Consider the following 21,151-nt stretch of genomic DNA (forward strand, 5'->3'; position numbering starts at 1 on the left):
GAGCGTTTCATTTTATTTTTAAAAAATGCTTGAAGAGGGGAGGGGAGCTTTTTGAAGAAAAAACCGAACATATTGATAGCTGGCTCAGTTCTGGAGACGTTTCTGAATGCTGTCTCATTACTGACCTTTTTTTGCTGCTTGTGTTTTTGCTGTTTCAATATGGGACATTGCCAGATCAAGTGCCAGGTCATTATAACAGAGCGGGGGATGTCGATCGCTGGGATAGAAAAGAAGGGCTGTTCATTTTACCGATAATAGCAATTGTATTATGGATCAGTATGACGGTGCTTGAGAAATATCCGCATAGGTATAACTATCTGAATCTTACGGAGAAAAATGCAGAGATCCAATATCAAAATGGCCGTTTGATGGTACATACATTGAAAAATGAAGTCTTGATTCTATTTAGCTTTATCAGTTTTAAAAATGTGAAAATAGCTTCTGGAGCTTCCGAAGATATCGGAGTGCTCTTTATGCCCATTTCCGTGGGAGTGGTGCTTGTCACCATAACATTTTTTGTAGTTAGAATGCTAAGAAACTAAAAGTGGGACAATTTCAACAAGCTTTCCACAGTTGCACACAGCAAATGATGGTTATCCACAATTTCTGAAAGTTGTTAACTTTTTGACAATACAACTGTACTAATAAATAAAGTAAATTAAGATTGCTTTAATACAGTCGTATTAAATAGTTTGAAAATTATTATTATTCTGATAGTATTGAAATATGCCTAAACTAATTGACCTTACTGAACGGAAACAGTTAATCGCACAGGCCACGTGGAAAATCATGCTGCAACAGGGAATCGAAGACATATCAGTTAGAAATATTGCCAAGGAGGCCGGGTTGTCTTTAGGCGCATTGCGCTATTATTTTTCATCACAGGAAGAGCTTATGCTTTTTGCAGAAGCATTGGCTTTTGATCGATTGACAGATAAAACGAGCGAAATCTTTCAGGAAGAGCTGAGCCCATTGGAAAAAATTATTAACGTACTAATGGTATTTCTGCCGAGCAAGGACGAACTGGAGACTGAAGCCAAGGTAAGGTTGATTTTCAAGCTGCATGGCGCTCATAAAAAGAAAGAATATCGGGAACAACAGGATGTTGCATTACAGGCAATCAAAAACATCATGTCGAATCTAATTTTATTGAATTTGCTAAAAAAGGGTCTGGATGTGCCACTTGAGACGGACAGGCTGATCAATTTATTAGATGGTATGGTTTTAGATACTATCGTCAGGCCAGACCATTCAACTAAAGAACAGCAAAGAAAGATGGTTGTCTATCATTTAAATACCATCTGTAAAGAAGATGTTGGTGGATAAAAAGGACCTGCAGCAAAGACGGATAAATCGTCTTTGCTGCAGGTCTTTTTGTATTAGCAGAAGAAAGTTCATAAGACATAATAAAATTGATTATTCAGAAAAAACTAACATCTTTTGATGGGAATATGCTACCATTTAAATAAAGTCTTATTGCACGTAAATTACTTTTCTTCTATATAGAAAGGGTGAGACAAGATGTGATAGCAGGTGTTTTAACACGAATACAGACATCCTCACTGCATTATGCATTAATTTTTTTGCTTTTTACCTGTCTTTTTAGCATAACTAATTTCAGAAGAGAGGGATTCACATGGCTGAAGGTAAAAATCGTGCACGGATCCAACGTTTTGGCAGTCATTTAAGCGGCATGATTATGCCGAATATCGGTGCGTTCATTGCTTGGGGGTTAATAACGGCATTATTTATTCCAGATGGCTGGTTGCCGTATGAGCCGCTTGCGGCATTGGTCGGTCCGATGATTACGTATCTTCTTCCTTTATTGATCGGTTTTACCGGTGGACGCCTTGTTTATGACTTTAGAGGTGGTGTTCTTGGGGCCACTGCTACTATGGGAGTTATCGTAGGTGCTGACATCCCCATGTTCCTCGGTGCCATGATTATGGGGCCGCTTGCAGGCTACCTGATGAAAAAAGTCGATCAGCTTTTTTTGGACAAAATTCGTGCTGGATTTGAAATGCTTTATAACAACTTTTCTGCCGGTATTTTAGGTGCCATTTTGGCTGGTATTGCGGTATTAGGGGTTGGACCGATTGTAAATTCGCTGACCAATAGCCTGGCAGCCGGAGTCGAAGTCATCGTCAACAATGGACTTTTGCCACTGGCAAGCATTATTATCGAGCCTGCAAAAATACTGTTCCTGAACAATGCCATTAACCATGGATTATTGAGTCCGCTTGGTGTGGAGCAAGCAGCTGCAAATGGAAAATCCATTTTGTTTCTATTGGAAACAAATCCAGGACCAGGACTTGGCATTCTATTGGCTTTCAGTATTTTTGGTAAAGGTATTTCCAAAAGTTCAGCACCCGGAGCCGCTATCATTCAATTCCTCGGTGGTATCCATGAAATCTACTTCCCTTATGTTCTGATGAAGCCATTATTGCTTCTGGCAGTTATCGGTGGCGGGATGAGCGGTGTGTTCACTTTTGTTCTTTTGGATGCTGGATTAGTAGCTACCCCTTCACCCGGAAGTATCTTTGCCCTGCTTGCCCTGACCCCACAAGGCAATTACATCGGAGTTGTATTGGGAGTAGTTGTCGCTGCAGCTGTCTCGTTCACTATCGCTTCGGTTGTTCTCAAAACTACTAAAGACGTGGAAGAGGATTTAACTGCTGCAACCGGCAAGATGGAAGAAATGAAAGGTAAGAAAAGTGCAGCAGCGGGATATCTGGCTCCGCAAGCAGCACAGGGACCAACAACCACTTCCGATAATGAGGTATTGCAAGAAGGGGCAGTGGTTACTTCAGATCCCGGTATGAAAGAAGCAGAACAAGTACGCCGTGTCGTCTTTGCCTGTGATGCTGGAATGGGATCAAGTGCCATGGGAGCTTCTTTGTTGAAAAATAAATTTAAAAAAGAGAATATCGATATTCCAGTGACCAATACCGCCATCAGTCAATTGCCGGATGATGCCGATATTGTCGTAACCCATAAAGATCTAACACCACGTGCAAAAGAAAAACTGCCGCAAGCCGAACACATTTCAGTAGAAAATTTCATGAACAGTCCGGAATACGATAAACTGGCTCAACGGTTAAAAAAATAACTGCTGAAATGAAATTATGACACACAAATGGGAGTGATGAAAATGGCACAAGCAGTATTAAAACGAGAGAATATCAAGTTGAATGTCTCATTGTCTACAATGGAGGAAGGAATTCGTTATACCGGAGGAATTCTAGTGGAAAATGGCTATGTCGATTCCGCATACGTTGACAAGATGCTGGAACGGGAAGGAATGGCATCTACTTTTATGGGAAACAGCCTCGCTATACCCCATGGTACAGAAGATGCCAAAGCCAATGTATTGGAAACGGGCATTTCAGTCGTCACTGTTCCTGAAGGAGTCGATTTCGGCAGCGGCAATATTGCAAAAATCCTGATTGGCATTGCCGGCAAGAATAATGAGCATTTGGAGATCCTTTCAAATATTGCTATTGTTTGTTCGGAAGAAGAAAATATCTACAAGATTCTAAATGCTACATCGGAAGATGAAATAATGGATTTGTTCAGCGATGTAAGCTGAACGGCATCCTTTCAATTCAATACGGCAATCTAGGTAAAGCTGACTAGTGGAGTGCTATTATATGAAGAAAGTCTTTGAGAAGATTTTTTATAAAGATGATAGGGTGTCATCGTTACGTTCTGAGATAAACGCCGCTGCGATCGAAGTTTGTGAGGAACAGTAGAGCCAACGAATTACATGAAACAGTAAAACCAGCAGATACCGTTTAGTTTGGTGCCTGCTGGTTTAAACTTTTGAATCAATAAACTAAAAACAGCTTACATAAAGAGGCATAAGTGACGCAATTAATTTTTTTTATAAAACTTCTGTTTGTTAATAGTTTGTTCATATTTGCTCTGTATACTAAAACTATGAAAAATCATTGGAGGTTGATGGAAATGAGCAAAGCCTTATTTTATGAAATTCCAAAAATGAAAACAGCAAGAGAAATTGTCAAAAATTTAAAACAGCAAGGCATTAATGCAGAATTATGTAAAAAGGCAGCAGTTCATTAGTATGTACATAAAATAAACCTAGCTGGCATTAACGCCAGCTAGGTTTATTTGTTTCAAAGTAATGTTTAATAGCTTAATGCTTTTTCATACATCCATCTTTTCAGGTTTCCGATTGAATGAAAAGAGATGGCTTCTCCAGTTTCTTTATGTTCCGCTTTAACAATGATGTCAAACTCGTTTGGGGTAAATAACCAACCTTCTTCCATTAGAATGCGTGCCATTTTTACAATCATGCTGGAGCCTTTTATTGAGTCTAAGTTCATATTAACCATCTCCTTTTTTCGGTAGTTGCTGTTAATTATATTCTATTGTTCAGAATTTTGAAACTATTTTTTCGGGTGTTATAAACTCCTGGTACTTGTCTAATTCTATTCCCAGCCGTTTAATAATTGAAACCAAATTGTTCCTCTATTGTTAGAAGAAAATAAGCTTTGTCACAGATTTGTGACAAAGCTTATTAAGGGGGAAATTAGGCTCAAAAAATGCTCTTGCTTCTTCCGGCACCGACTAAATAATATTACTTTTTATTGAGCTGTCCTACAATAACACCAACGACTTTGTCAATATATGGATCTTTGCTTGTTTTCAATAAAGCAGGAGCAAAGGTGCGGTATTTCATTATTTTGTAATAGCCGTACATGCTGTCTTCCAAGGACATCCCTTTTTCGGCTAAAAAGTTGGAGTTCAGGATTTTTCGTAAAGCGGCATCGTCTTGCGCAATTATTAACGCAGGATTAAGGAGGTTGAAATCTCCGTCAATGATGCCGTTTTCATAAAAAGTTTGGAGAGTCAAAATTCGTTCGTCTGCTAATTGTTTTTTACGTTCATACAAGGAAGGGCAAGTCATTTTCAATTCATGCAAATAGATCTCTGAAGCATAGACCGCTGAAAAAGCAGCTTGTTCAAAGACGGTTGGCATTCGCTGGCTATATGGATAGCGGGGATTGCTGATAAAATCATTGGTTCTTTTTAAATAGTCAATGTAAATTTCGGTAACCTCAAGGATGATGTCTTCTTTGGAAGCAAAAAAATTATACAGAGAGGCTCTGCTGATTCCCATTAAGTGAGCCAAATCTTGAATCGTCAAAGTTATGAAGCCCTTTTTCCGGACCGTCTCCACGATTTTTTCAGCATAGGATCTCCGCATGAGCTGCCGTTCCTCTGGTGAGATTTTTCGCATAAAAACACCTCCATCTTTGTGAAAATTATAACATAAGAAAGTAAGCTATTGATGCCTATTTTTGAAGCAGTTTTGTTTAACTTAAGAGGACGATTGGGTAAAGAGATAAGACGTAAATAATATTAGACTGTTTCATGAAAAAACGTCTAAAGTAAAAGATTGGAGAGGGAAAAATATGACATTGGATAAAACTGCAATCATTACAGGAGCAAGCAGCGGAATAGGTCAGGCAACCGCTAAAGAACTAGCTGATAAAGGTTACCATGTTGTCCTAGCGGCAAGACGAGAAGACCGGTTAAAGGAATTAAAAGAAGAAATTGAAGCTGCAGGAGGCACGGCGGAATACAAAGTGACCGACGTGACTTCTTCAGAAGAGATGAAGGAATTGGCGGAAGCTGCTCTTGAAAAAAATGGGAAGATTGATGTGCTTGTAAACAATGCTGGCTTAATGCCCCTGTCATTTATGAACAAATTGAAAGTGGATGAATGGGACAGAATGGTCGATGTGAATATCAAGGGAGTCCTTTATGGAATTGCTGCTGTTCTGCCAATTATGGAGAAGCAGAAATTCGGCCACATTCTCAATATTTCTTCAGTTGCAGGCCACAGTATATTTAAAGGAAGCGCAGTTTACAGCGGCACAAAATTTGCTGTCCGTGCTATTTCAGAAGGATTGCGCCAGGAAATTGATCCATCGCATGAAATCCGTGTAACCATTGTTTCGCCGGGTGCTGTACAGACAGAACTTACTGATACCATTACAGATGAGGATTTACTGGATGCTATGAAAAAAGGTGGATCGATGAAAGTGCTCGAAGCACAGGATATTGCAAATGCAATTGCTTATTCAGTAGAACAACCGGCACATGTGGATGTCAATGAGATTTTGATTCGTCCAAGACAACAGCCGTAAACAAAAAACAAGAATGGAGACGATCTAAATGAAGACCGATTTTTCAAAGATTTATATAAATGGTGAGTGGATCTCAGGTTCAAGCGACAGCCAGATGAAAAATACCAATCCGTTTACCGGAGAAGAACTTGTTACGACTCAGGCGGCAGATAAAGGTGATTTGGATGCTGCCTATAAAGCGGCAGCTGAAGCGCAAGTCTTGTGGGCAAAAGAATTGCCTCAGACCAAGCGGGCAGTGATTGAGAAAGCGCTGGAAGTTATGCAGGAAAACAAAGAATTGATCATCGAATGGCTTGTAAAAGAAGCGGGCAGTACTGTCATTAAAGCGACCGTCGAGTTTGGTGCATCGATCAATATTTTGAAAGAGGCGGCTACTTTTCCTTACCGAATGGAGGGAAAGATTCTTCCCTCTCAGCAAGCAGGCAAAGAAAACCGTGTATATCGGAATTCACTTGGTGTCATCGGCATCATCAGCCCTTGGAACTTTCCGTTGCACTTGGCCATTCGTTCCATTGCACCGGCACTTGCAACAGGCAATGCCGTGGTCATTAAGCCTGCAACCGATACACCGGTAACTGGTGGACTTTTGTTTGCAAGCATTTTTGAAGCTGCGGGATTACCGAAGGGGCTACTTAACGTAGTGGTCGGAAGAGGATCTGAAATCGGTGATGATATTGTCACACATCCAACGCCGCGGTTGATTTCGTTTACCGGGTCAACACCAGTTGGAAAACGAATCGGTGAGTTGGCCGGTGGCGCATTGAAAAAAACAGCATTGGAACTGGGTGGCAATAATAACTTTATCGTACTGGAGGATGCCAATGTAGATCAGGCTGTGGACTCTGCATTGTTCGGTAAATTTTATCACCAGGGGCAAATCTGTATGGCCATCAATCGTATTTTTGTCCACAAAGACATTTACGATGAGTTCGCAGAGCAGTTTATCACCCGTGCTGGAAAAATGAAGTTCGGCAACCCTGCCGAACAGGATACCCAGGTAGGACCGCTGATCAACCGTGATCAAGTTGACCGGATTCTCAAAGATATCGATGCAAGTGTCGAACAAGGTGCAAAGGTAAGACTGGGCGGTAATGCCGAAGGCAATGTACTGGAACCGACTGTTCTGACTGGGGTTTCCAATGATATGCCGCTTGCTGAAAATGAAATCTTTGGACCCGTAGCGATTTTGATTCCTTTCGAAAGCGATGAAGAAGTAATTGAAATGGCGAATGCTTATCCATTTGGTTTGAGCGGTGCAGTGCATTCAGCGAATATCGAGCACGGTACGAATATTGCACACCAAATCCATACGGGAATGATTCACGTCAATGATCAACCGGTCAATGACGAGGCGCATATGCCATTTGGAGGCGAAAAAGATTCAGGTCTCGGCCGCTTTAACGGCGAATGGGTGCTTGAAGAGTTTACTACTTTAAAATGGCTTTCTGTTCAACAGCAGCGCAGAGAATATGGGCCATTTGTAGACAATACCAAAAAATAACCATTAGTTAAGACGGCCACCTCGTAAGTTGAGGTGCCGTCTTTTTTGTTTGACAAGCTTATTGGTGCTAGTTCCAGCGAACATTTTTTCATAATTATCAAGAAGTAGCTATGTACTAGAAGCTGCTGTCTGGACCGGGTATTCAGGCAGTAACAAGGAAATTAGGGTAGAAAAGTCGAATTTAAAACTAGAAAGCAATAAAGGATAGGAGCTGAGGTAATTGGCTGGGTGGTTTCCCCGAATATATGATGCAGCGATGAAGCCAGTGGAAAAAACACATTTTGAGAAAATTCGCGCCGATCTTATCCGCAGAGCCCAAGGCAGGGTGTTGGAGATTGGTTTTGGTACCGGTGCAAACTTTCGCTATTATAGAAATGTCGATCGGGTCGATGCCATTGAACCAAATCCTGCGATGGGTAAACAGGCAGCTAAACGGATTAAAAAATCTCCTATACCGATTTTTACGTATCAGGCGATAGCGGAAGAGCTTCCCTTTCCAGATAATACTTTTGACTCGGTTGTGGCAACTTTGGTATTTTGCACCATTCCGGATCCTATCCGGGCCATACAGGAAATTCGCAGAGTCAGCAGACCAGGGGCAAAAATTCTATTGTTTGAACATGTTAAAATGGACCGGAAAATTTTAGGGCAAACTCAGGAAGCTTTGACGCCGATCTGGAGAAGGCTTTGTGACGGATGCCATTTGAATCGGAATACCCTAGGTCTGGTAGAACAATCAGGCTTGAATATACAGAAAGTAACTTCTAATTATGGCGGTTTATTTTTAACCATTGAATGCACCAATGCCCTATAACTCCCTGCCCGACTAGAGGTGCAAACTAGTATCAAATTATCGGCAACTACAAGATTTCCCGTTTGACAAAGTATTATTAATTTCTATAATTATTATTAGAAAGAGTGTTTGCTTACACTTCTTTAATCAGAAGTTGAGGGAGGGATAGGCAGTGTAAGAAAAGGCATCGGTTGTATGATTTAATGTACAGCGGATTTCTGGGAAGAAGTTAATTGAAATTCTACTGCGGAGAAATCTGAAAGGAGAGTTTGAAAAATGAGACTTTTACCAAGAAAACGGGATGATTTTTTCCCGAGCCTTTTTAATAGCAACTTTGAGATGGACGTTTTTGACCGTTTCTTTAAAGAAGCTAATTATCCTTCAGTAGATATCAAAGACGCCGACGATCATTATGAAGTAGAAGTGGACCTTCCTGGATTTTCAAAAGAGGACATTTCAGTGGAATACAAAGACGGCTATCTTCAGCTCCAAGGCAAGAAAGAAGAAAACAAAGAAGTGACAGAAAACGATGGCCATTATATCCGGAAAGAGCGTTCCTATGGTTCATTCAAGCGCAGCTTCTATGTTGGGGAAGTGGAACAAAATGATATTTCCGGATCATTTAAAGATGGAGTACTAACGCTGCAGGTTCCTAAATCTAAAGAGGATAAGAAAAAAGAGGAAGGTCATCAGATTCTGATTGAGTAACTCTAAAAAATGTACCGAAAAAGACCGAATAAGCCAATATGGCTATTCGGTCTTTTTGCTGGAATCAGAGAAGCTTCTGGTATTCCCGTTTAATATAAGTTGATAGGTCTTCAGCTTTTTCTCCTGTAATGCGTTCGAAATCCTCTGTCACTTCCGCCATTAACCCCATTGCAGCAGCCTCATATAATGAGACGAGTATAGGCCCAAAGCCTTTTGGTTCATCGTAAAGCTCAGCAAATTGCTGATTGCTGAGAGGTTCATAAATAATCGGTGTTCTGCTAATGTCACTCAATAATTCAGCAAGCTCATTCATTGACCAGGATTTTGGGCCAGTCAACGTGTACTCGCTATTGTGTAAATCTTCTCTAAGTGCAATTTGCATGATGGCTTTTGCCAAATCCTTTCTGGAAATAAAAGAAATCCGCTGATCTGCCACTGGGTAAAGCAGTTGTCCCCGCTTGGCTAGTTCTGCGAGGTAAGGCGGCAATGGGTCGGAGTACATGCCATTCCGTATATACGTATAGGGAACGTTTCCGGATGCTAGGCGGCGCTGGACATAACCGAAAAAAGGGCTCATTTTAAAAGGATTATTGCCGTGATCAGCCATGAAGCCAATAAAGATAAATTGTTTAATGCCCATGTTCTCAGCCGCGACAATAGCATTTTCAAATTCCATAATGCGGGCGACACTTGGAAAAGTCAAACTCGGAATATAGATCAGGACATCCGTGCCGTCAAATGCTGCTGCCAATGCTTTTTCAGAGCGGTAGTTTGCCTGTTTAATTTGTACGCCTTTCTCTTGAAACTGTGCAGCTTTATCAGGGTTACGTACCGTCAGCACTAAATTTTTTGGGGGAATATATTTTAACGCTTCTTCAACAATTTTAACGCCAAGATTACCGGTAGCAGCAGTAATGTTGTAAATCATACTGATTCCTCCCATCGTTTTTTTCTTTTTATAGATGTATTCCCATTTTCAAGAAAAAGTGAACTAAAAGCTCGCTTCATGCGTTTTATAGGTAAGAAGCGTTAAATAATGGCTGTTTCCATATTTTCTTTGGTAATGTGGAAGAGCGAATATTTTACTTCTATTTATATTTATACGAGGCATTAAAATGAATAAGCATTTGAAACGAATATTGCCTAAGCTATTTTGCTTCTGCTGCATCGAAAATTGAGCAAAAATAATTTTTTATGGCCTAATATAGTAAAAAGAGCAGAATCCATGTGACAATGAATCCTTCTGTAGGCAATGGACTTGACAAAAGAAAAGATTTTCCTGTAGCGGGAAGTATAGTATGGTAGAAATACGAAATATGTAAAAAAGGAGACAGGGGATGGAAAAAAGTACCGATACAAGTTTATATATGCGGATAAACGAGCAAGATAAAGCCGCGCTTGAGCAATTATACGACCGCTACGAAAAAATCCTATTTTCTTTTCTATATAAGATGCTGGAAGACCGTGAACTGGCTGAGGAAGCGTTGCAGGAAGTATTCATTAAAATCTGGCGCGGTAAAGGGGTTTACGATGAAAGCAAAGGGAAATTTACATCTTGGCTTTTCAGAATGGCACAGAATACAGCGATTGACTTGATACGAAAACACAAAAAACCGACCGTGCCCATTGAAGAGGCCGCTCAGATGAGCAGCAATGATGCACCTGTTGATCAACAAGTAGAATGGCAGGAAAAGAAAGGGCAAATTGAAACAGCAGTTCAACGCTTATCAGCTGAACAGCAAAAGATGATCGATTTGTTCTATTTTAAAGGACATACACATGAAACGATTGCGGATATGTGCGATATTCCACTTGGGACTGTGAAGAGCCGAATCCGGCTGGCATTAAAAAAATTAAAAATATCACTGCACGGAATGCAGGAAAGGGGGGCTTATGATGACTAACATGGATTGTGACCGTTTAATAGATTATCTAAACGGAACGCTATCGGCAAACGAAATCCAGCAGTTTGAAAAACATATGGAAACATGTACAGAATGCCAGGAAATAGTAGAAGCGACAGGCGAGCTCCCTTATCTTGCAGATCCGGTGGAACCGCCAGCAGGTATGAAGGCGCGAATTCTGTCCAATGTTTTTGAAGAAGAACACGAACATGATACTCCGGCTTCTGCTTTAAATCCAGCGATGTCTCCAATACCGCTGCGCAAGAAGAGCAGCAAAGCACAACAAATGTGGAAACCGCTAATTGCGGCTGTGCTTTTGGCTTCCCTATTAGGCAATGCCTATGCTTTCATGCAGTTGTCTGATCAGCAAGCTGTTCAGGAAACGGCGATCCAATCCGTTGAACTGCAGCCGACTGAAACATTTTCAGGCACTGCAACTGCGGCGATGTTTGAAGAAGAAGGTTCGGTGAATCTTGTCGTACAAGCAGATCAATTGGCTGAATTGGATGCTGCCCAAGTTTATCAGGTGTGGTTGATCAATGACGGCAAGCCAATACCGGCAGGTGCTTTTTCACCTAATCCGAACGGCGAAGGAGCAAGCTATTATCAGCTAGAGAGTAATTCGGATGAATGGGACACAATTGCTATTACGCTTGAACCTAAGACAGGGAATGAATTGCCCGAAGGTGAAGTCGTATTAAGCTCAGAAATTTAACTGGCCGCTTATGCGGTCAGTTTTTTTATTTATTTATTTTAAAAAAAGTGATCTAAATGAAAACGCTCTCCGTTATGTCTATGAAACTATAAAAAAAGAGGAGAGATTAATATGAAATTAAACAAATGTCTATTGGCACTTCCACTATCACTTGCATTATTGGTACCGACGGCCGCACTGGCGGACAGCCACGGCAGTCATTCAACATCAAATGAGTCTGCGATGGAATCCAGCACGGCAACTCCGGCAGCGGAATTGCGCATCACACTCGACACGGCATTGACGGAGCACGCATTTTTAGCTGTTGAAACAATGCGCAAAGGAGCGGATGGCGCAGAAGATTTTGATCAGGCTTCAGCGGCACTTTTGGCCAACTCTGACGACATTGCAGCAGCAGTGACTTCTGTTTACGGAGAAGAAGGCGGAGCGGCATTTCTTGAAATCTGGAATTCGCATATCGGTTATTTTGTAGACTATGTAGTAGCAACAGGTGAAAACAACCAGGAAGCAAAAGACCAAGCACTTGCTTCACTAGAAGAGTACAAACAGGAACAGGCGACTTTCTTTGATACAGCAACGGAGGGCCGTTTGCCAGCTGATGCAGTATTGGAAGGCTTGAATATGCATGTTGATCAATTGCTTACAGCATTTGATGCGTATGTAGAAGGCGATTTTGAAGCAGCTTATACTGGAGAACGTGAATCGATCCATCACATGAGCATGTTCGCTGAAAGCTTGTCAATTGCCATTGCGGACCAGTTCCCAGAAAAATTCGATAACACTAACCCGGATACGCCAGCAATCGATCTTCGCGCTACATTGAACACTACATTTACAGAGCATGCTGGACTAGCAGCTATGGCGATGCAAGACGGTGCGGATGGTGCGGAAAGCTTTGAACAGGCGTCTGCAGCACTTCTGGCCAATGCGGATGATTTATCGGCAGCCGTTGGTTCTGTCTACGGAGAAGAAGCAGGAGCGCAATTTTCTGAAATTTGGAATTCGCACATCGGCTACTTTGTGGACTACGTCGTAGCAACTGGTGAAGGCAATACGGAAGCGCAAGAACAAGCAAAAGCGGATTTGGACAGTTATATCGTTGAACAAGCAGCATTGCTAGATGCAGCAACAGAAGGACGCGTTCCGGCTGATGCATTAGAAGAGGGATTAACTGCACACGTTGAACAATTACTGGCGGCATTTGATTCCTACGTAGCGGGCGATTACGAGACGGCGTACAGCTCGATTCGTGAAGCGTATGCACATATGACAATGCCGGCAGCTGGATTGTCAGCAGCCATCGTTGACCAGTTCCCAGAAGAATTCGGTGCAACGGAAATGCCATCTGAAATGCCTGCAACAGGTATGGGCGGTACAGCGGATTCAGGTACGATTCCTTACCTATGGATCTTAGCTGGCCTAATGCTTGCAGGTTTGACAACAACTCTTGCATTGCGTGCACGCAAGCAGTAACTTCGGAATGAATACGGTTTAAAATTAAAGAGACTGACCTGAATGTCTTAAAAAGGCTGAGGGTCAGTCTCTTTTTTGTGGGAATCATTCTGCTAAAAATTTTACAAAGCTGAAAAGATTAATTGCCATATAAAGCTGTTTTTTGATCAGATAACTGCTAATATATAGAAAAGATTAAGGACTTATTACTTTGAATGGTCTATTTTTAGCTAATGCAGAGTAGTAATATGGGTGTTCCTGTACTTCTTTTACATCAAATTAGCGGAGGGTACGAATGAAAAGTATATTTAAAAGAATTTTTTCGCTTGTATTATTTTCATATTTGGCTTATTTCCTAATTTTAAATCAAGGACTAGTTGGAGGATTCATGATAGCCGGGATGTTCCTGATTACCTGTATGGTTCTTTTTATTGCCAGTATCATGGGAATCATCAAAGGCAGTTTAAAATTTATGAAATTGCAGAATGTTGGGGAAGCAGTCGGATTGATGGTTTATTCAATCCTGTTAACTTTTGTGGTCATTCTAGTTGGTGTCATCAATTCTTTTGTCGTTTACACTACGGGAGATCCACACCAGTCTAAAAATGATAAAGTCAGGCTGTTTGCATCTACTCTTTTTCAAGTGTCTTCCCAAGCTGAACTATTAAAAACTGAAAAAAATGGCGTTACCTATTTTTATTCTGAAAAGAATAAGGATGAAATTTCTAAGATGAATGAAGTTCTTCAGCGGGAACGTGAAATTTTTAATTCATTTCTAGGCACAAATGATGAAGGTGGATTAACGATCGAATTCCATGAGGATTACGATTCACTGGAAGCCGGTTATGGCGCAGAAGAAGTGGCAGGTTACTACAATCTGGGCAACAAAAGCATCCATCTCGTACCAACGGATGAAAGTTGGGAGCTGATTCTGGTGCATGAATACTCTCATTACCAAAGCCATCTTTTTTCCAATCAGCACGGCTTGTCGATTACACGCATTCCTTCCTGGTTTGAAGAAGGCATCGCTGATTATTTTGCAGAGGAATCCAACTTCTGGTATGACCTGGAAAGTGTTGAATTAATCGATTTTCATGATCTTGACAGCCAGCAGGAATTTGATAACGCAGCGACTGATGTCTATGATCCTTATACGCAAAGTTTTTTGGCAGTCCAATCTCTAGTGGAGGCACATGGGAAGGACATCATTCCGGAATTGTTGAAGTCCCGGTCAACGGATGCGTTCTACAAAAAGCTGGAAGCGATGATTGATATGGAAATAGAAGAATATAAAGACCTTTTTCTCGAAGAAATGATAGCGGAGCAAAATCAGATGATGGAGATGCTTGACCTGGCTTATGAACAGCTGGATAAGAAAGAGTATGAAGGCGTACAAAAAACAGTAGCAGAAATAAAGAAAGTGGGAGACATCTACGATATAGATGCCGCTGAATGGATTCTCGTAGATGCGCAACTGGATCAAGGGAATTTCGAGGAAGCTGCAGGTTTACTGAATAGAAAGATTGAAGAAGGGACTGAAGAGTTTCTAATTGAGGATCTGTTTTTTCTTGCCGAAATTTATTTGCTGATTGATCCACAGTTATCGTTGGAGGCTGCCTTAAAGGCAGAAAAAGCAAATCAGAACAATGAATATTATTTTTATGAAGAAGATCTCGTCACCATATACAAGAAAATCAATTCACCGGATTCAAAGGCTGGATATCGCCAGTTATTGCGGGATGAATGGATTTATAATTCATACGTCTTGAAGAACCTTACCGATAAGCTGAGCAAGGAATATCCAGGAGATTTTTAAAGTAGCAGAAGAGGCAAAGACAGTTTCAAGGTCTTTGTTTTTTTGTTTCATACATAACCAAGTACTCAGCGTGCAAGATAGGCTATAGGCAGTTTTTCAGATCAAACAAAAGAAAAGAGGGGAATATACTTGAATAAAATATTGCTTACATCCAATGGTTTTTCTACTGAACGAATTAAAAAGGAGTTTTTGATGGTTTTACAAAATCCCGCAACAATGAGTAGAGCCGTGATTATTACTACAGCATCAATGGAAAAAGAATTTAGTAAGAATGTAATTAAAACAAAAAAGGATTTTGAGAATATGGGTATAGCACAAGTCGATTTCTTTGATTTTGAGATTGATAATCCCAGAGCACTCAAACAGTATGATGTTATTTATCTTAATGGTGGGAACCCTTTTCAGTTGCTCTACTGGATAAAGAAAAGGGAGGGCTTCGAAATTTTTCAGGAACTTGCAGACCAAGAAACTATCTTTGTGGGTGCAAGTGCTGGCGCTATGGTTTTAGGGGAAAATATTAAGATAGCAAATTTTTTCACCCCTGAAATGAATACAGTAAAACTGAAAAACTTCAACGCCTTAGGAATGATTGAAGAACTACTGTTTCCCCATTATGAAAGGGAAGATCTATTTCTCGACCCCAAAAGCAGAACAATTGAACAGCGTATTAAAGAATTCGAAACCTTGAGTCAATCAAAAATCACTAGACTAAGAGATGATGAATTTATTATTAAGTAAAAATATTGAATAAAGAACTATAGCTCAATAAATTAAAAACAAAGAGATGAATTGTATAAAACAAAAGCACCAGCTTTCTTCTTAAATCGGAGGAAAGCTGTTTTTATTATAAAATTTGTCTCTGTATGCTCAAATGTATTCTCAAAAGTGTTAAAAAAGAGATTGCATTTAAACTGTTAAAAGGATATGATTTAAAACGTAATGTTTACGTTTTAAAAATACATAATAACTAGTAAGCTTTTTCATCTATTCAGTATTAAAAATTGGCAAGTAGACAAGGGGAAGAGCAGGCCAAGGCATTGCAATTAATGTCTGGAGGTATGCTCTACAAATAATACCAGCGCAAGTATATTTTTTTTGCTTGTTAAACCGTAATAATTACTTTTTATAAAACGAAGGAGAGTGGATTTTTTGAAGAAGGGATTTATCTTACTATTTATAGCATTATCTTTATTATTGACCGGCTGTAGCTCGGGAACAGCTGAACCACAAGAAGAAGGACGCAAAGAACTTAACTTGCTGTTCAATTTCGCGGCGCGGTCGCTAGATCCCAATGTGGACAGCAGCTATGTACCAGTGCGTGCCGGAATTACAGAGACTTTGGTGCATTTGAATGACGATTCGCTGACGCTTGAGCCATGGCTGGCAGAGAGTTGGGACAGTGAAAATGGACAAGACTGGACAATCCAATTACGAGAAGGGGTCACGTTCCAAAATGGCAATCCAATGGATGGTAAAGCCGTAAAAGCTTCACTGGAACGAGCGATGAAGGATAATGTAGCGATCAAGAATGCCTTGCGGATTGAATCGATTGAAGCTGACGGACAGTTGCTGACGGTTAGAACCACCATGCCGTTCCCTGAATTTCCATCTGAACTGGTTCATCCCAATACCTCAATTATTGATGTCACTGAAACCGATTATATCAACCGGCCAATCGGCACCGGCCCTTTTGCCGTCGAATCATTTACTCCAGGAACAGCAGTGGATCTGATCCGTTACGATGGCTACTGGGACGGAGCTGCCAAATTGGAAGCAGCACGCTTTTCATTTAATGAAGATGCCAACGCCAGATCGCTTGCACTCGAATCCGGAAATGCGGACATTGCATTCCGGCCGGAAGTTGAAAGTCTGGAAAACCTGGAATCCGTTCCGGGCTTAAAAGTCGAGTCGACATCCACTTTCCGGGTTCATCAGATGACCATGAACCTGGAGCGAGAATCCATGAAGGATATTCACGTTCGGAAAGCTGTAGATGCACTGATCAACCGTGATTTAATTTCAGACACCATTTTAAAAGGACATGCAGAAGTGGCAGAAGGTCCATTTCCTTCGACTTTTTCATTTGCACCGGATTACCCTGAAAAACAGACAGGACTGGAAGAAGCCAAAAATCTTTTGGAACAGGCAGGTTATAAAGTAAAAGATGGCATTATGCAAAAAGATGGCGAACCTTTAGTCTGGAAAATGCTGACTTATAGTGCCCGTGCAGATTTGCCGTTGATCGCCCAAGTGTTTCAATCAGATGCTAAGCAATTAGGAATTACGGTAGATATTCAGCAAATCGAAGTGCCTGAGGAATACATGGCAGCCAACCGGGATTGGGATTTGACTACCTACAGTAATTTAACAGCACCGCGCGGAGATGCAGGCTATTACTTGAACGCAACTTATCATCCACAAGGAGCTTTAAACTTCAGCGGTGCTGATGATGAACAGTTGACTGCTTTAATCGATGAATTGAACTTAACAGTAGGAGAAGAAGCGCGCTCGGTGATTGCTGAAAAAATTGCTTTGTATGTGGACGAAAATGTATATAATTCGTTTATTCTTCACCCCAATACCTTGGTAGCTTACAACGCCGATAAAGTTGAGAACTGGGTGACGACTCGCAGTGAGTATTATATGTTGACCAATAACCTGGATGTGAAATAAATGGCACGGATTTTAATGACGAGATTTATCGAAGTGGCGGTTTTCCTGTTATTGGTTACTTTTGTCAGCTTCTTGTTTGCACGACTGGCACCCGGAGATCCTGTAATGTCCATTTTGCGGGTCGATGATGTGTCAGTGACTGCAGCACAAGTGGAAGAGCTTCGGGAGGACATGGGATTCAACGAACCGCTGCTGGTCCAGTACGGCGAGTGGTTCGTTGATTTTGTGAAATTGGATTTCGGAAATTCCTATTTGACCAATCAGCCTGTTTTGGAAATGCTGTTAAGCGGGCTTCCCGCAACTTTGGAATTAACTGCAGGAGCGCTGATTGTTATGGTTTTCATCGCCCTGCCTTTGGGTTCGCTCGCTGCTCTTTACCGCGGCAGTTGGATTGACCAAATCAGCCGCTGGGTCTCATTGGTCGGCGCCGCTGTCCCAAGCTTCTGGCTTGGGCTATTATTGATTGATCTATTTGGCGTCCGTTTGAATGTGCTTCCGACGATGGGCAGAGACGGTTTCGTTTCGATGATCCTGCCATCTGTAACATTAGGACTTGCCATAACAAGTGTTTATGTGCGTCTGCTGCGCTCCAGCTTAATCGATTCATTGAGCAATGACTATATAAAAGCTGCTCGTTCGAGAGGGTTATCTGAAATTCGGATATTTTTTACTCATGCGCTGCGAGCTGCACTGCCTCCTGTCATTACTGTTTTCGGTGTCAGTTTAGGGAGTTTGATCGGCGGTGTGGTCGTCATCGAAGTGATTTTCGCTTACCCGGGAATCGGCAAGATGGTTGTAGAAGCCATCAGAAGCCGTGACTATCCTGTTATTCAAGGGTATTTGTTCATCATGGCCATCATCGTTTTTGTGGTAAACAGTCTGGTTGATCTCTCTTATCGGTATTTAAATCCGGAAATCAGATTGAAGGAAAGGAAGGGAAATTGATGAGCGTTTTTTCAATCAATTACAGCAAAATAAATTGGAAGACAGCCCTTTTGACAATGTTGCTCAGTCTGCTGACTTTGCTCACCGCATATGCCTTCCTCTTTCTTAAACACGATTCAGATTTTGTTGATTTAGGCTCGCGGCTTTTGCCGATGAGCCTTTCTCATCCATTTGGAACGGATCATTTGGGCAGGGATGTGCTGACGCGAATTTTACTTGGCGCCCAACTGACAGTCGGATATGCATTTTTGGCGCTGCTGACAGCGGTAGCCATCGGCCTGCCAATTGGTTTGATTGCTGGATACAAGGGTGGGCTGTTGGAACGGGTCCTCATGCGGATTGCCGACACGTTTCTGGCCTTTCCGGATACCATTGTCGCAATAGTCTTGAGCGGTCTGCTTGGACCGGGCATTGAAAATTTACTGCTGGCCATCATTTTTGTGAAATGGGTCAGCTATGCACGACTTGTTAGAAGCACAGTAGTGAGCGAGCGTCAAAAAGAGTACATAGCAATGGCAAAAATCAACGGCTTGAGTGACGGAAAAATCATCCGGAAACATCTTTTTCCTCATATTATCGGAAATGTACTGGTTCTCGCCAGCCTGGATATGGGGAAAATCATTTTGCTGATTTCGTCTCTGTCTTATATTGGGCTTGGCGCTCAACCCCCAGCTCCTGAATGGGGAGCCATGCTGAATGATGCGCGCCCTTATTTTCAATCAATGCCTTCATTAATGGTTTATCCAGGTCTGGCCATTGTTACTGTTGTGCTGATTTCAAATGTTCTGGGTGACTATTTGCGGGACAAGTTTGATGTGAAGAAGGAAGTGCAATCATGAGTTTACTGAAAGTTGACAAGCTGACAGTCGAAACAAAAGATCAAAAAATCGTCAAAGAAATCTCATTTGAAGTAAATCCGGGGGATTGGCTCGCTATCGTCGGTCAGAGCGGAAGCGGAAAAAGCATGACAGCATCCGCGATCGGACAATTGCTGAAGCCGAATCTGCAAGCAACTGGGACTATTGAGTTGAACGGTAACAATATATTGGCCATGTCCTCAAAGAAAATGAGGGCCATCCGAGGAAAACAGATCGCTTATATTTTCCAGGATTATCAAAGTTCATTTACACCTTTCTTGACCATCGGAAAACATTTTGATGAATATCAGCGGACTCATCTTCGAGTGACAAAAGCACAGCGTATAAAGAATACCCAAGAGGCATTAATTTCTGTAGGGCTTGCTGAAGATTTAGCAAGCCGCTACCCCTTTCAATTGAGCGGCGGACAACTGCAGCGTGCTGCCATTGCGTTAGCGTTGCTGCTCAAACCTGATTTAGTAATTGCGGATGAACCCACTACCGCTTTGGACAGTATTTCATCATTCCGCATTCTTCTGTTGCTGGCAAAACTGCAGAAAGAGACGGGATGCGCCATTTTGTTTATCACACATGATCTGCGCCACGCAAGCAAGTATGCAGACCGTATACTCGTCATGACAGAAGGGCATATTATTGAGCAAGGAGATCAGCACGCCATTCTCGAGTTTCCGAAACACTCATATACACAATCTTTGGTAGATGCAATTCCGGTTTTAAAAAAGCACGAGAATTTTCAAGACAGGAGGATAGATAATGAGGTTAATGACGATCAGCAATGTTGATAAGACTTTTTCGAACGGCAAACAGGTATTGAAAGACGTTTCCTTTTCACTCGAAAAAGGCCAATGCCTCGGAATTATCGGAGAAAGCGGCTGTGGGAAAAGCACGCTGGCACGCTGTTTACTACAGCTTGAAAAAATAGATGCAGGAGAGATTTCCTTAAACGGGCACATGCTTCATAATCTAAAAAATAAAGAACTCAATCCGTTCAGGAAAAATATTCAGGCAGTTTTTCAAAACCCCTCCGCTTCACTGAACCCGAAATTGAAAATTAAAGATTCACTGATGGATCCCTACCAGCAATACGGCAGCCAAAAAGAGTTGCAGCATTTCAATTATACGAGCAAAGAAGCTTATGTTAAACAACTGCTGGAAGCAGTTGAACTTCCCGCCCAATTGGCAGACCGTTATCCTCATGAACTGAGCGGCGGACAACAACAGCGGGTGACAATCAGCCGAGCGATCAGCATCGAGCCGGAAGTGGTCGTTTTGGATGAACCGACTTCCAGTCTTGATGTCCTATCCCAAGCTTCTTTGTTAAAATTGCTGGAGAAACTTCGCCAGCAATTTTCACTTTCCTACGTATTTATTTCCCATGATTTAGCGGCCGTTGCTTCTTTAAGCCAGGATATGCTGGTGATGAAAGAAGGGCGCATTATTGACGGTTTCAGAAGCGATGAAATCTTTTCACAAAACCGGCATCCTTACACGAAAGAACTGGTTTCCATGTTTTAAAGAATAATTTCTGTACTGCCTGAATATATTTGCTAATATGGCATATGGAAGTGATTTCTCAAATTAATAGTTAGG

The 21,151-nt window shown here is 41.5% G+C and carries 21 protein-coding genes; 18 read left to right on the plus strand and 3 right to left on the minus strand.

Features of this window, described 5'->3' with window-relative positions; genetic code table 11:
- Positions 1 to 29 precede the first annotated feature (29 nt).
- From FQV26_RS08715 to FQV26_RS08730, 4 genes are all read left to right on the plus strand, one after another.
- Positions 30 to 542: a DUF1648 domain-containing protein gene (locus tag FQV26_RS08715; RefSeq protein ID WP_186759690.1), complete on the plus strand. Its 513-nt coding sequence runs from the start codon at positions 30 to 32 to the stop codon at positions 540 to 542.
- A 184-nt stretch (positions 543 to 726) separates the two neighbouring features.
- The gene (locus tag FQV26_RS08720) at positions 727 to 1,326 is read left to right on the plus strand and encodes a TetR/AcrR family transcriptional regulator (protein WP_146557099.1); all 600 of its coding nucleotides are present in this window, start codon (positions 727 to 729) and stop codon (positions 1,324 to 1,326) included.
- Positions 1,327 to 1,636: 310 nt separating this feature from the next.
- A complete protein-coding gene (locus tag FQV26_RS08725; protein WP_146557100.1) occupies positions 1,637 to 3,109 on the plus strand; it encodes a PTS mannitol transporter subunit IIBC in 1,473 nt (490 codons plus the stop codon).
- A gap of 42 nt (positions 3,110 to 3,151) precedes the next feature.
- Positions 3,152 to 3,589, plus strand: a complete 438-nt coding sequence (locus FQV26_RS08730) for a PTS mannitol transporter subunit IIA (RefSeq protein ID WP_146557101.1) — start codon at positions 3,152 to 3,154, stop codon at positions 3,587 to 3,589.
- Positions 3,590 to 4,148: 559 nt separating this feature from the next.
- Here the strand turns inward: FQV26_RS08730 and FQV26_RS08735 are convergent.
- Both FQV26_RS08735 and FQV26_RS08740 read right to left on the minus strand, forming a co-directional pair.
- Positions 4,149 to 4,346, minus strand: coding sequence for a hypothetical protein (locus FQV26_RS08735; RefSeq protein WP_146557102.1), 198 nt, complete (start codon positions 4,344 to 4,346; stop codon positions 4,149 to 4,151).
- Positions 4,347 to 4,600: 254 nt separating this feature from the next.
- A complete protein-coding gene (locus tag FQV26_RS08740) occupies positions 4,601 to 5,263 on the minus strand; it encodes a TetR/AcrR family transcriptional regulator (protein WP_146557103.1) in 663 nt (220 codons plus the stop codon).
- Between the two features lie 175 nt (positions 5,264 to 5,438).
- Here FQV26_RS08740 and FQV26_RS08745 point away from each other — a divergent pair, with 175 nt between their 5' ends.
- From FQV26_RS08745 to FQV26_RS08760, 4 genes are all read left to right on the plus strand, one after another.
- Complete coding sequence (locus tag FQV26_RS08745; protein WP_186759693.1) at positions 5,439 to 6,176, plus strand: SDR family oxidoreductase; 738 nt, start codon at positions 5,439 to 5,441, stop codon at positions 6,174 to 6,176.
- A gap of 28 nt (positions 6,177 to 6,204) precedes the next feature.
- Positions 6,205 to 7,677 (plus strand): aldehyde dehydrogenase family protein, encoded by a 1,473-nt coding sequence (locus FQV26_RS08750; RefSeq protein ID WP_146557104.1) that lies wholly within the window; start codon positions 6,205 to 6,207, stop codon positions 7,675 to 7,677.
- A 220-nt stretch (positions 7,678 to 7,897) separates the two neighbouring features.
- Positions 7,898 to 8,491: a class I SAM-dependent methyltransferase gene (locus FQV26_RS08755; RefSeq protein ID WP_146557105.1), complete on the plus strand. Its 594-nt coding sequence runs from the start codon at positions 7,898 to 7,900 to the stop codon at positions 8,489 to 8,491.
- 255 nt (positions 8,492 to 8,746) lie between these two features.
- Positions 8,747 to 9,178 (plus strand): Hsp20/alpha crystallin family protein, encoded by a 432-nt coding sequence (locus tag FQV26_RS08760; RefSeq protein ID WP_146557106.1) that lies wholly within the window; start codon positions 8,747 to 8,749, stop codon positions 9,176 to 9,178.
- A 64-nt stretch (positions 9,179 to 9,242) separates the two neighbouring features.
- Here FQV26_RS08760 and FQV26_RS08765 read toward each other — a convergent pair whose 3' ends face one another.
- Positions 9,243 to 10,106 (minus strand): SDR family oxidoreductase, encoded by an 864-nt coding sequence (locus FQV26_RS08765; RefSeq protein WP_186759696.1) that lies wholly within the window; start codon positions 10,104 to 10,106, stop codon positions 9,243 to 9,245.
- A 409-nt stretch (positions 10,107 to 10,515) separates the two neighbouring features.
- Here FQV26_RS08765 and FQV26_RS08770 point away from each other — a divergent pair, with 409 nt between their 5' ends.
- The 10 genes from FQV26_RS08770 to FQV26_RS08815 all read left to right on the plus strand — a co-directional run bounded on the left by FQV26_RS08770 (position 10,516) and on the right by FQV26_RS08815 (position 21,076).
- On the plus strand, positions 10,516 to 11,082 hold the full coding sequence (locus FQV26_RS08770) for an RNA polymerase sigma factor (RefSeq protein WP_146557108.1): 567 nt from the start codon (positions 10,516 to 10,518) through the stop codon (positions 11,080 to 11,082).
- Complete coding sequence (locus tag FQV26_RS08775) at positions 11,075 to 11,797, plus strand: anti-sigma factor (protein ID WP_146557109.1); 723 nt, start codon at positions 11,075 to 11,077, stop codon at positions 11,795 to 11,797. The genes FQV26_RS08770 and FQV26_RS08775 overlap by 8 nt, the downstream gene beginning before the upstream one ends.
- Before the next feature lie 111 nt (positions 11,798 to 11,908).
- The gene (locus FQV26_RS08780; RefSeq protein WP_146557110.1) at positions 11,909 to 13,270 is read left to right on the plus strand and encodes a copper amine oxidase; all 1,362 of its coding nucleotides are present in this window, start codon (positions 11,909 to 11,911) and stop codon (positions 13,268 to 13,270) included.
- A gap of 274 nt (positions 13,271 to 13,544) precedes the next feature.
- Complete coding sequence (locus FQV26_RS08785; RefSeq protein ID WP_146557111.1) at positions 13,545 to 15,065, plus strand: collagenase; 1,521 nt, start codon at positions 13,545 to 13,547, stop codon at positions 15,063 to 15,065.
- Positions 15,066 to 15,194: 129 nt separating this feature from the next.
- On the plus strand, positions 15,195 to 15,803 hold the full coding sequence (locus tag FQV26_RS08790) for a Type 1 glutamine amidotransferase-like domain-containing protein (RefSeq protein ID WP_146557112.1): 609 nt from the start codon (positions 15,195 to 15,197) through the stop codon (positions 15,801 to 15,803).
- 402 nt (positions 15,804 to 16,205) lie between these two features.
- A complete protein-coding gene (gene nikA, locus FQV26_RS08795) occupies positions 16,206 to 17,738 on the plus strand; it encodes a nickel ABC transporter substrate-binding protein (RefSeq protein WP_146557113.1) in 1,533 nt (510 codons plus the stop codon).
- Positions 17,739 to 18,683: a nickel ABC transporter permease gene (gene nikB, locus FQV26_RS08800; protein ID WP_146557114.1), complete on the plus strand. Its 945-nt coding sequence runs from the start codon at positions 17,739 to 17,741 to the stop codon at positions 18,681 to 18,683.
- On the plus strand, positions 18,683 to 19,522 hold the full coding sequence (gene nikC / locus FQV26_RS08805; protein ID WP_146557115.1) for a nickel transporter permease: 840 nt from the start codon (positions 18,683 to 18,685) through the stop codon (positions 19,520 to 19,522). Before nikB ends, nikC begins: the two co-directional genes overlap by 1 nt.
- A complete protein-coding gene (locus FQV26_RS08810) occupies positions 19,519 to 20,343 on the plus strand; it encodes an ABC transporter ATP-binding protein (protein WP_146557116.1) in 825 nt (274 codons plus the stop codon). The genes nikC and FQV26_RS08810 overlap by 4 nt, the downstream gene beginning before the upstream one ends.
- Positions 20,315 to 21,076 carry an ABC transporter ATP-binding protein gene (locus FQV26_RS08815; protein ID WP_146557117.1) on the plus strand — a complete coding sequence of 254 codons (762 nt, stop codon included), beginning with the start codon at positions 20,315 to 20,317 and terminating at the stop codon, positions 21,074 to 21,076. Before FQV26_RS08810 ends, FQV26_RS08815 begins: the two co-directional genes overlap by 29 nt.
- Positions 21,077 to 21,151 lie beyond the last annotated feature (75 nt).

Origin of the sequence: Planococcus sp. CPCC 101016 (assembly GCF_007859295.1) — a bacterium.
Lineage (GTDB): Bacteria > Bacillota > Bacilli > Bacillales_A > Planococcaceae > Planococcus.

Bases quoted from the DNA above. Each gene is read 5' to 3' on its own strand.
- nikB (WP_146557114.1), top strand. From the start codon at position 17,739: ATGGCACGGATTTTAATGACGAGATTTATCGAAGTGGCGGTTTTCCTG.
- FQV26_RS08760 (WP_146557106.1), top strand. From the start codon at position 8,747: ATGAGACTTTTACCAAGAAAACGGGATGATTTTTTCCCGAGCCTTTTT.
- FQV26_RS08725 (WP_146557100.1), top strand. From the start codon at position 1,637: ATGGCTGAAGGTAAAAATCGTGCACGGATCCAACGTTTTGGCAGTCAT.
- FQV26_RS08765 (WP_186759696.1), bottom strand. From the start codon at position 10,106: ATGATTTACAACATTACTGCTGCTACCGGTAATCTTGGCGTTAAAATT.
- FQV26_RS08815 (WP_146557117.1), top strand. From the start codon at position 20,315: ATGAGGTTAATGACGATCAGCAATGTTGATAAGACTTTTTCGAACGGC.
- nikC (WP_146557115.1), top strand. From the start codon at position 18,683: ATGAGCGTTTTTTCAATCAATTACAGCAAAATAAATTGGAAGACAGCC.
- FQV26_RS08785 (WP_146557111.1), top strand. From the start codon at position 13,545: ATGAAAAGTATATTTAAAAGAATTTTTTCGCTTGTATTATTTTCATAT.
- FQV26_RS08775 (WP_146557109.1), top strand. From the start codon at position 11,075: ATGACTAACATGGATTGTGACCGTTTAATAGATTATCTAAACGGAACG.
- FQV26_RS08770 (WP_146557108.1), top strand. From the start codon at position 10,516: ATGGAAAAAAGTACCGATACAAGTTTATATATGCGGATAAACGAGCAA.
- FQV26_RS08780 (WP_146557110.1), top strand. From the start codon at position 11,909: ATGAAATTAAACAAATGTCTATTGGCACTTCCACTATCACTTGCATTA.
- FQV26_RS08730 (WP_146557101.1), top strand. From the start codon at position 3,152: ATGGCACAAGCAGTATTAAAACGAGAGAATATCAAGTTGAATGTCTCA.
- FQV26_RS08740 (WP_146557103.1), bottom strand. From the start codon at position 5,263: ATGCGAAAAATCTCACCAGAGGAACGGCAGCTCATGCGGAGATCCTAT.
- FQV26_RS08735 (WP_146557102.1), bottom strand. From the start codon at position 4,346: ATGAACTTAGACTCAATAAAAGGCTCCAGCATGATTGTAAAAATGGCA.
- FQV26_RS08810 (WP_146557116.1), top strand. From the start codon at position 19,519: ATGAGTTTACTGAAAGTTGACAAGCTGACAGTCGAAACAAAAGATCAA.
- FQV26_RS08745 (WP_186759693.1), top strand. From the start codon at position 5,439: ATGACATTGGATAAAACTGCAATCATTACAGGAGCAAGCAGCGGAATA.
- FQV26_RS08720 (WP_146557099.1), top strand. From the start codon at position 727: ATGCCTAAACTAATTGACCTTACTGAACGGAAACAGTTAATCGCACAG.
- FQV26_RS08750 (WP_146557104.1), top strand. From the start codon at position 6,205: ATGAAGACCGATTTTTCAAAGATTTATATAAATGGTGAGTGGATCTCA.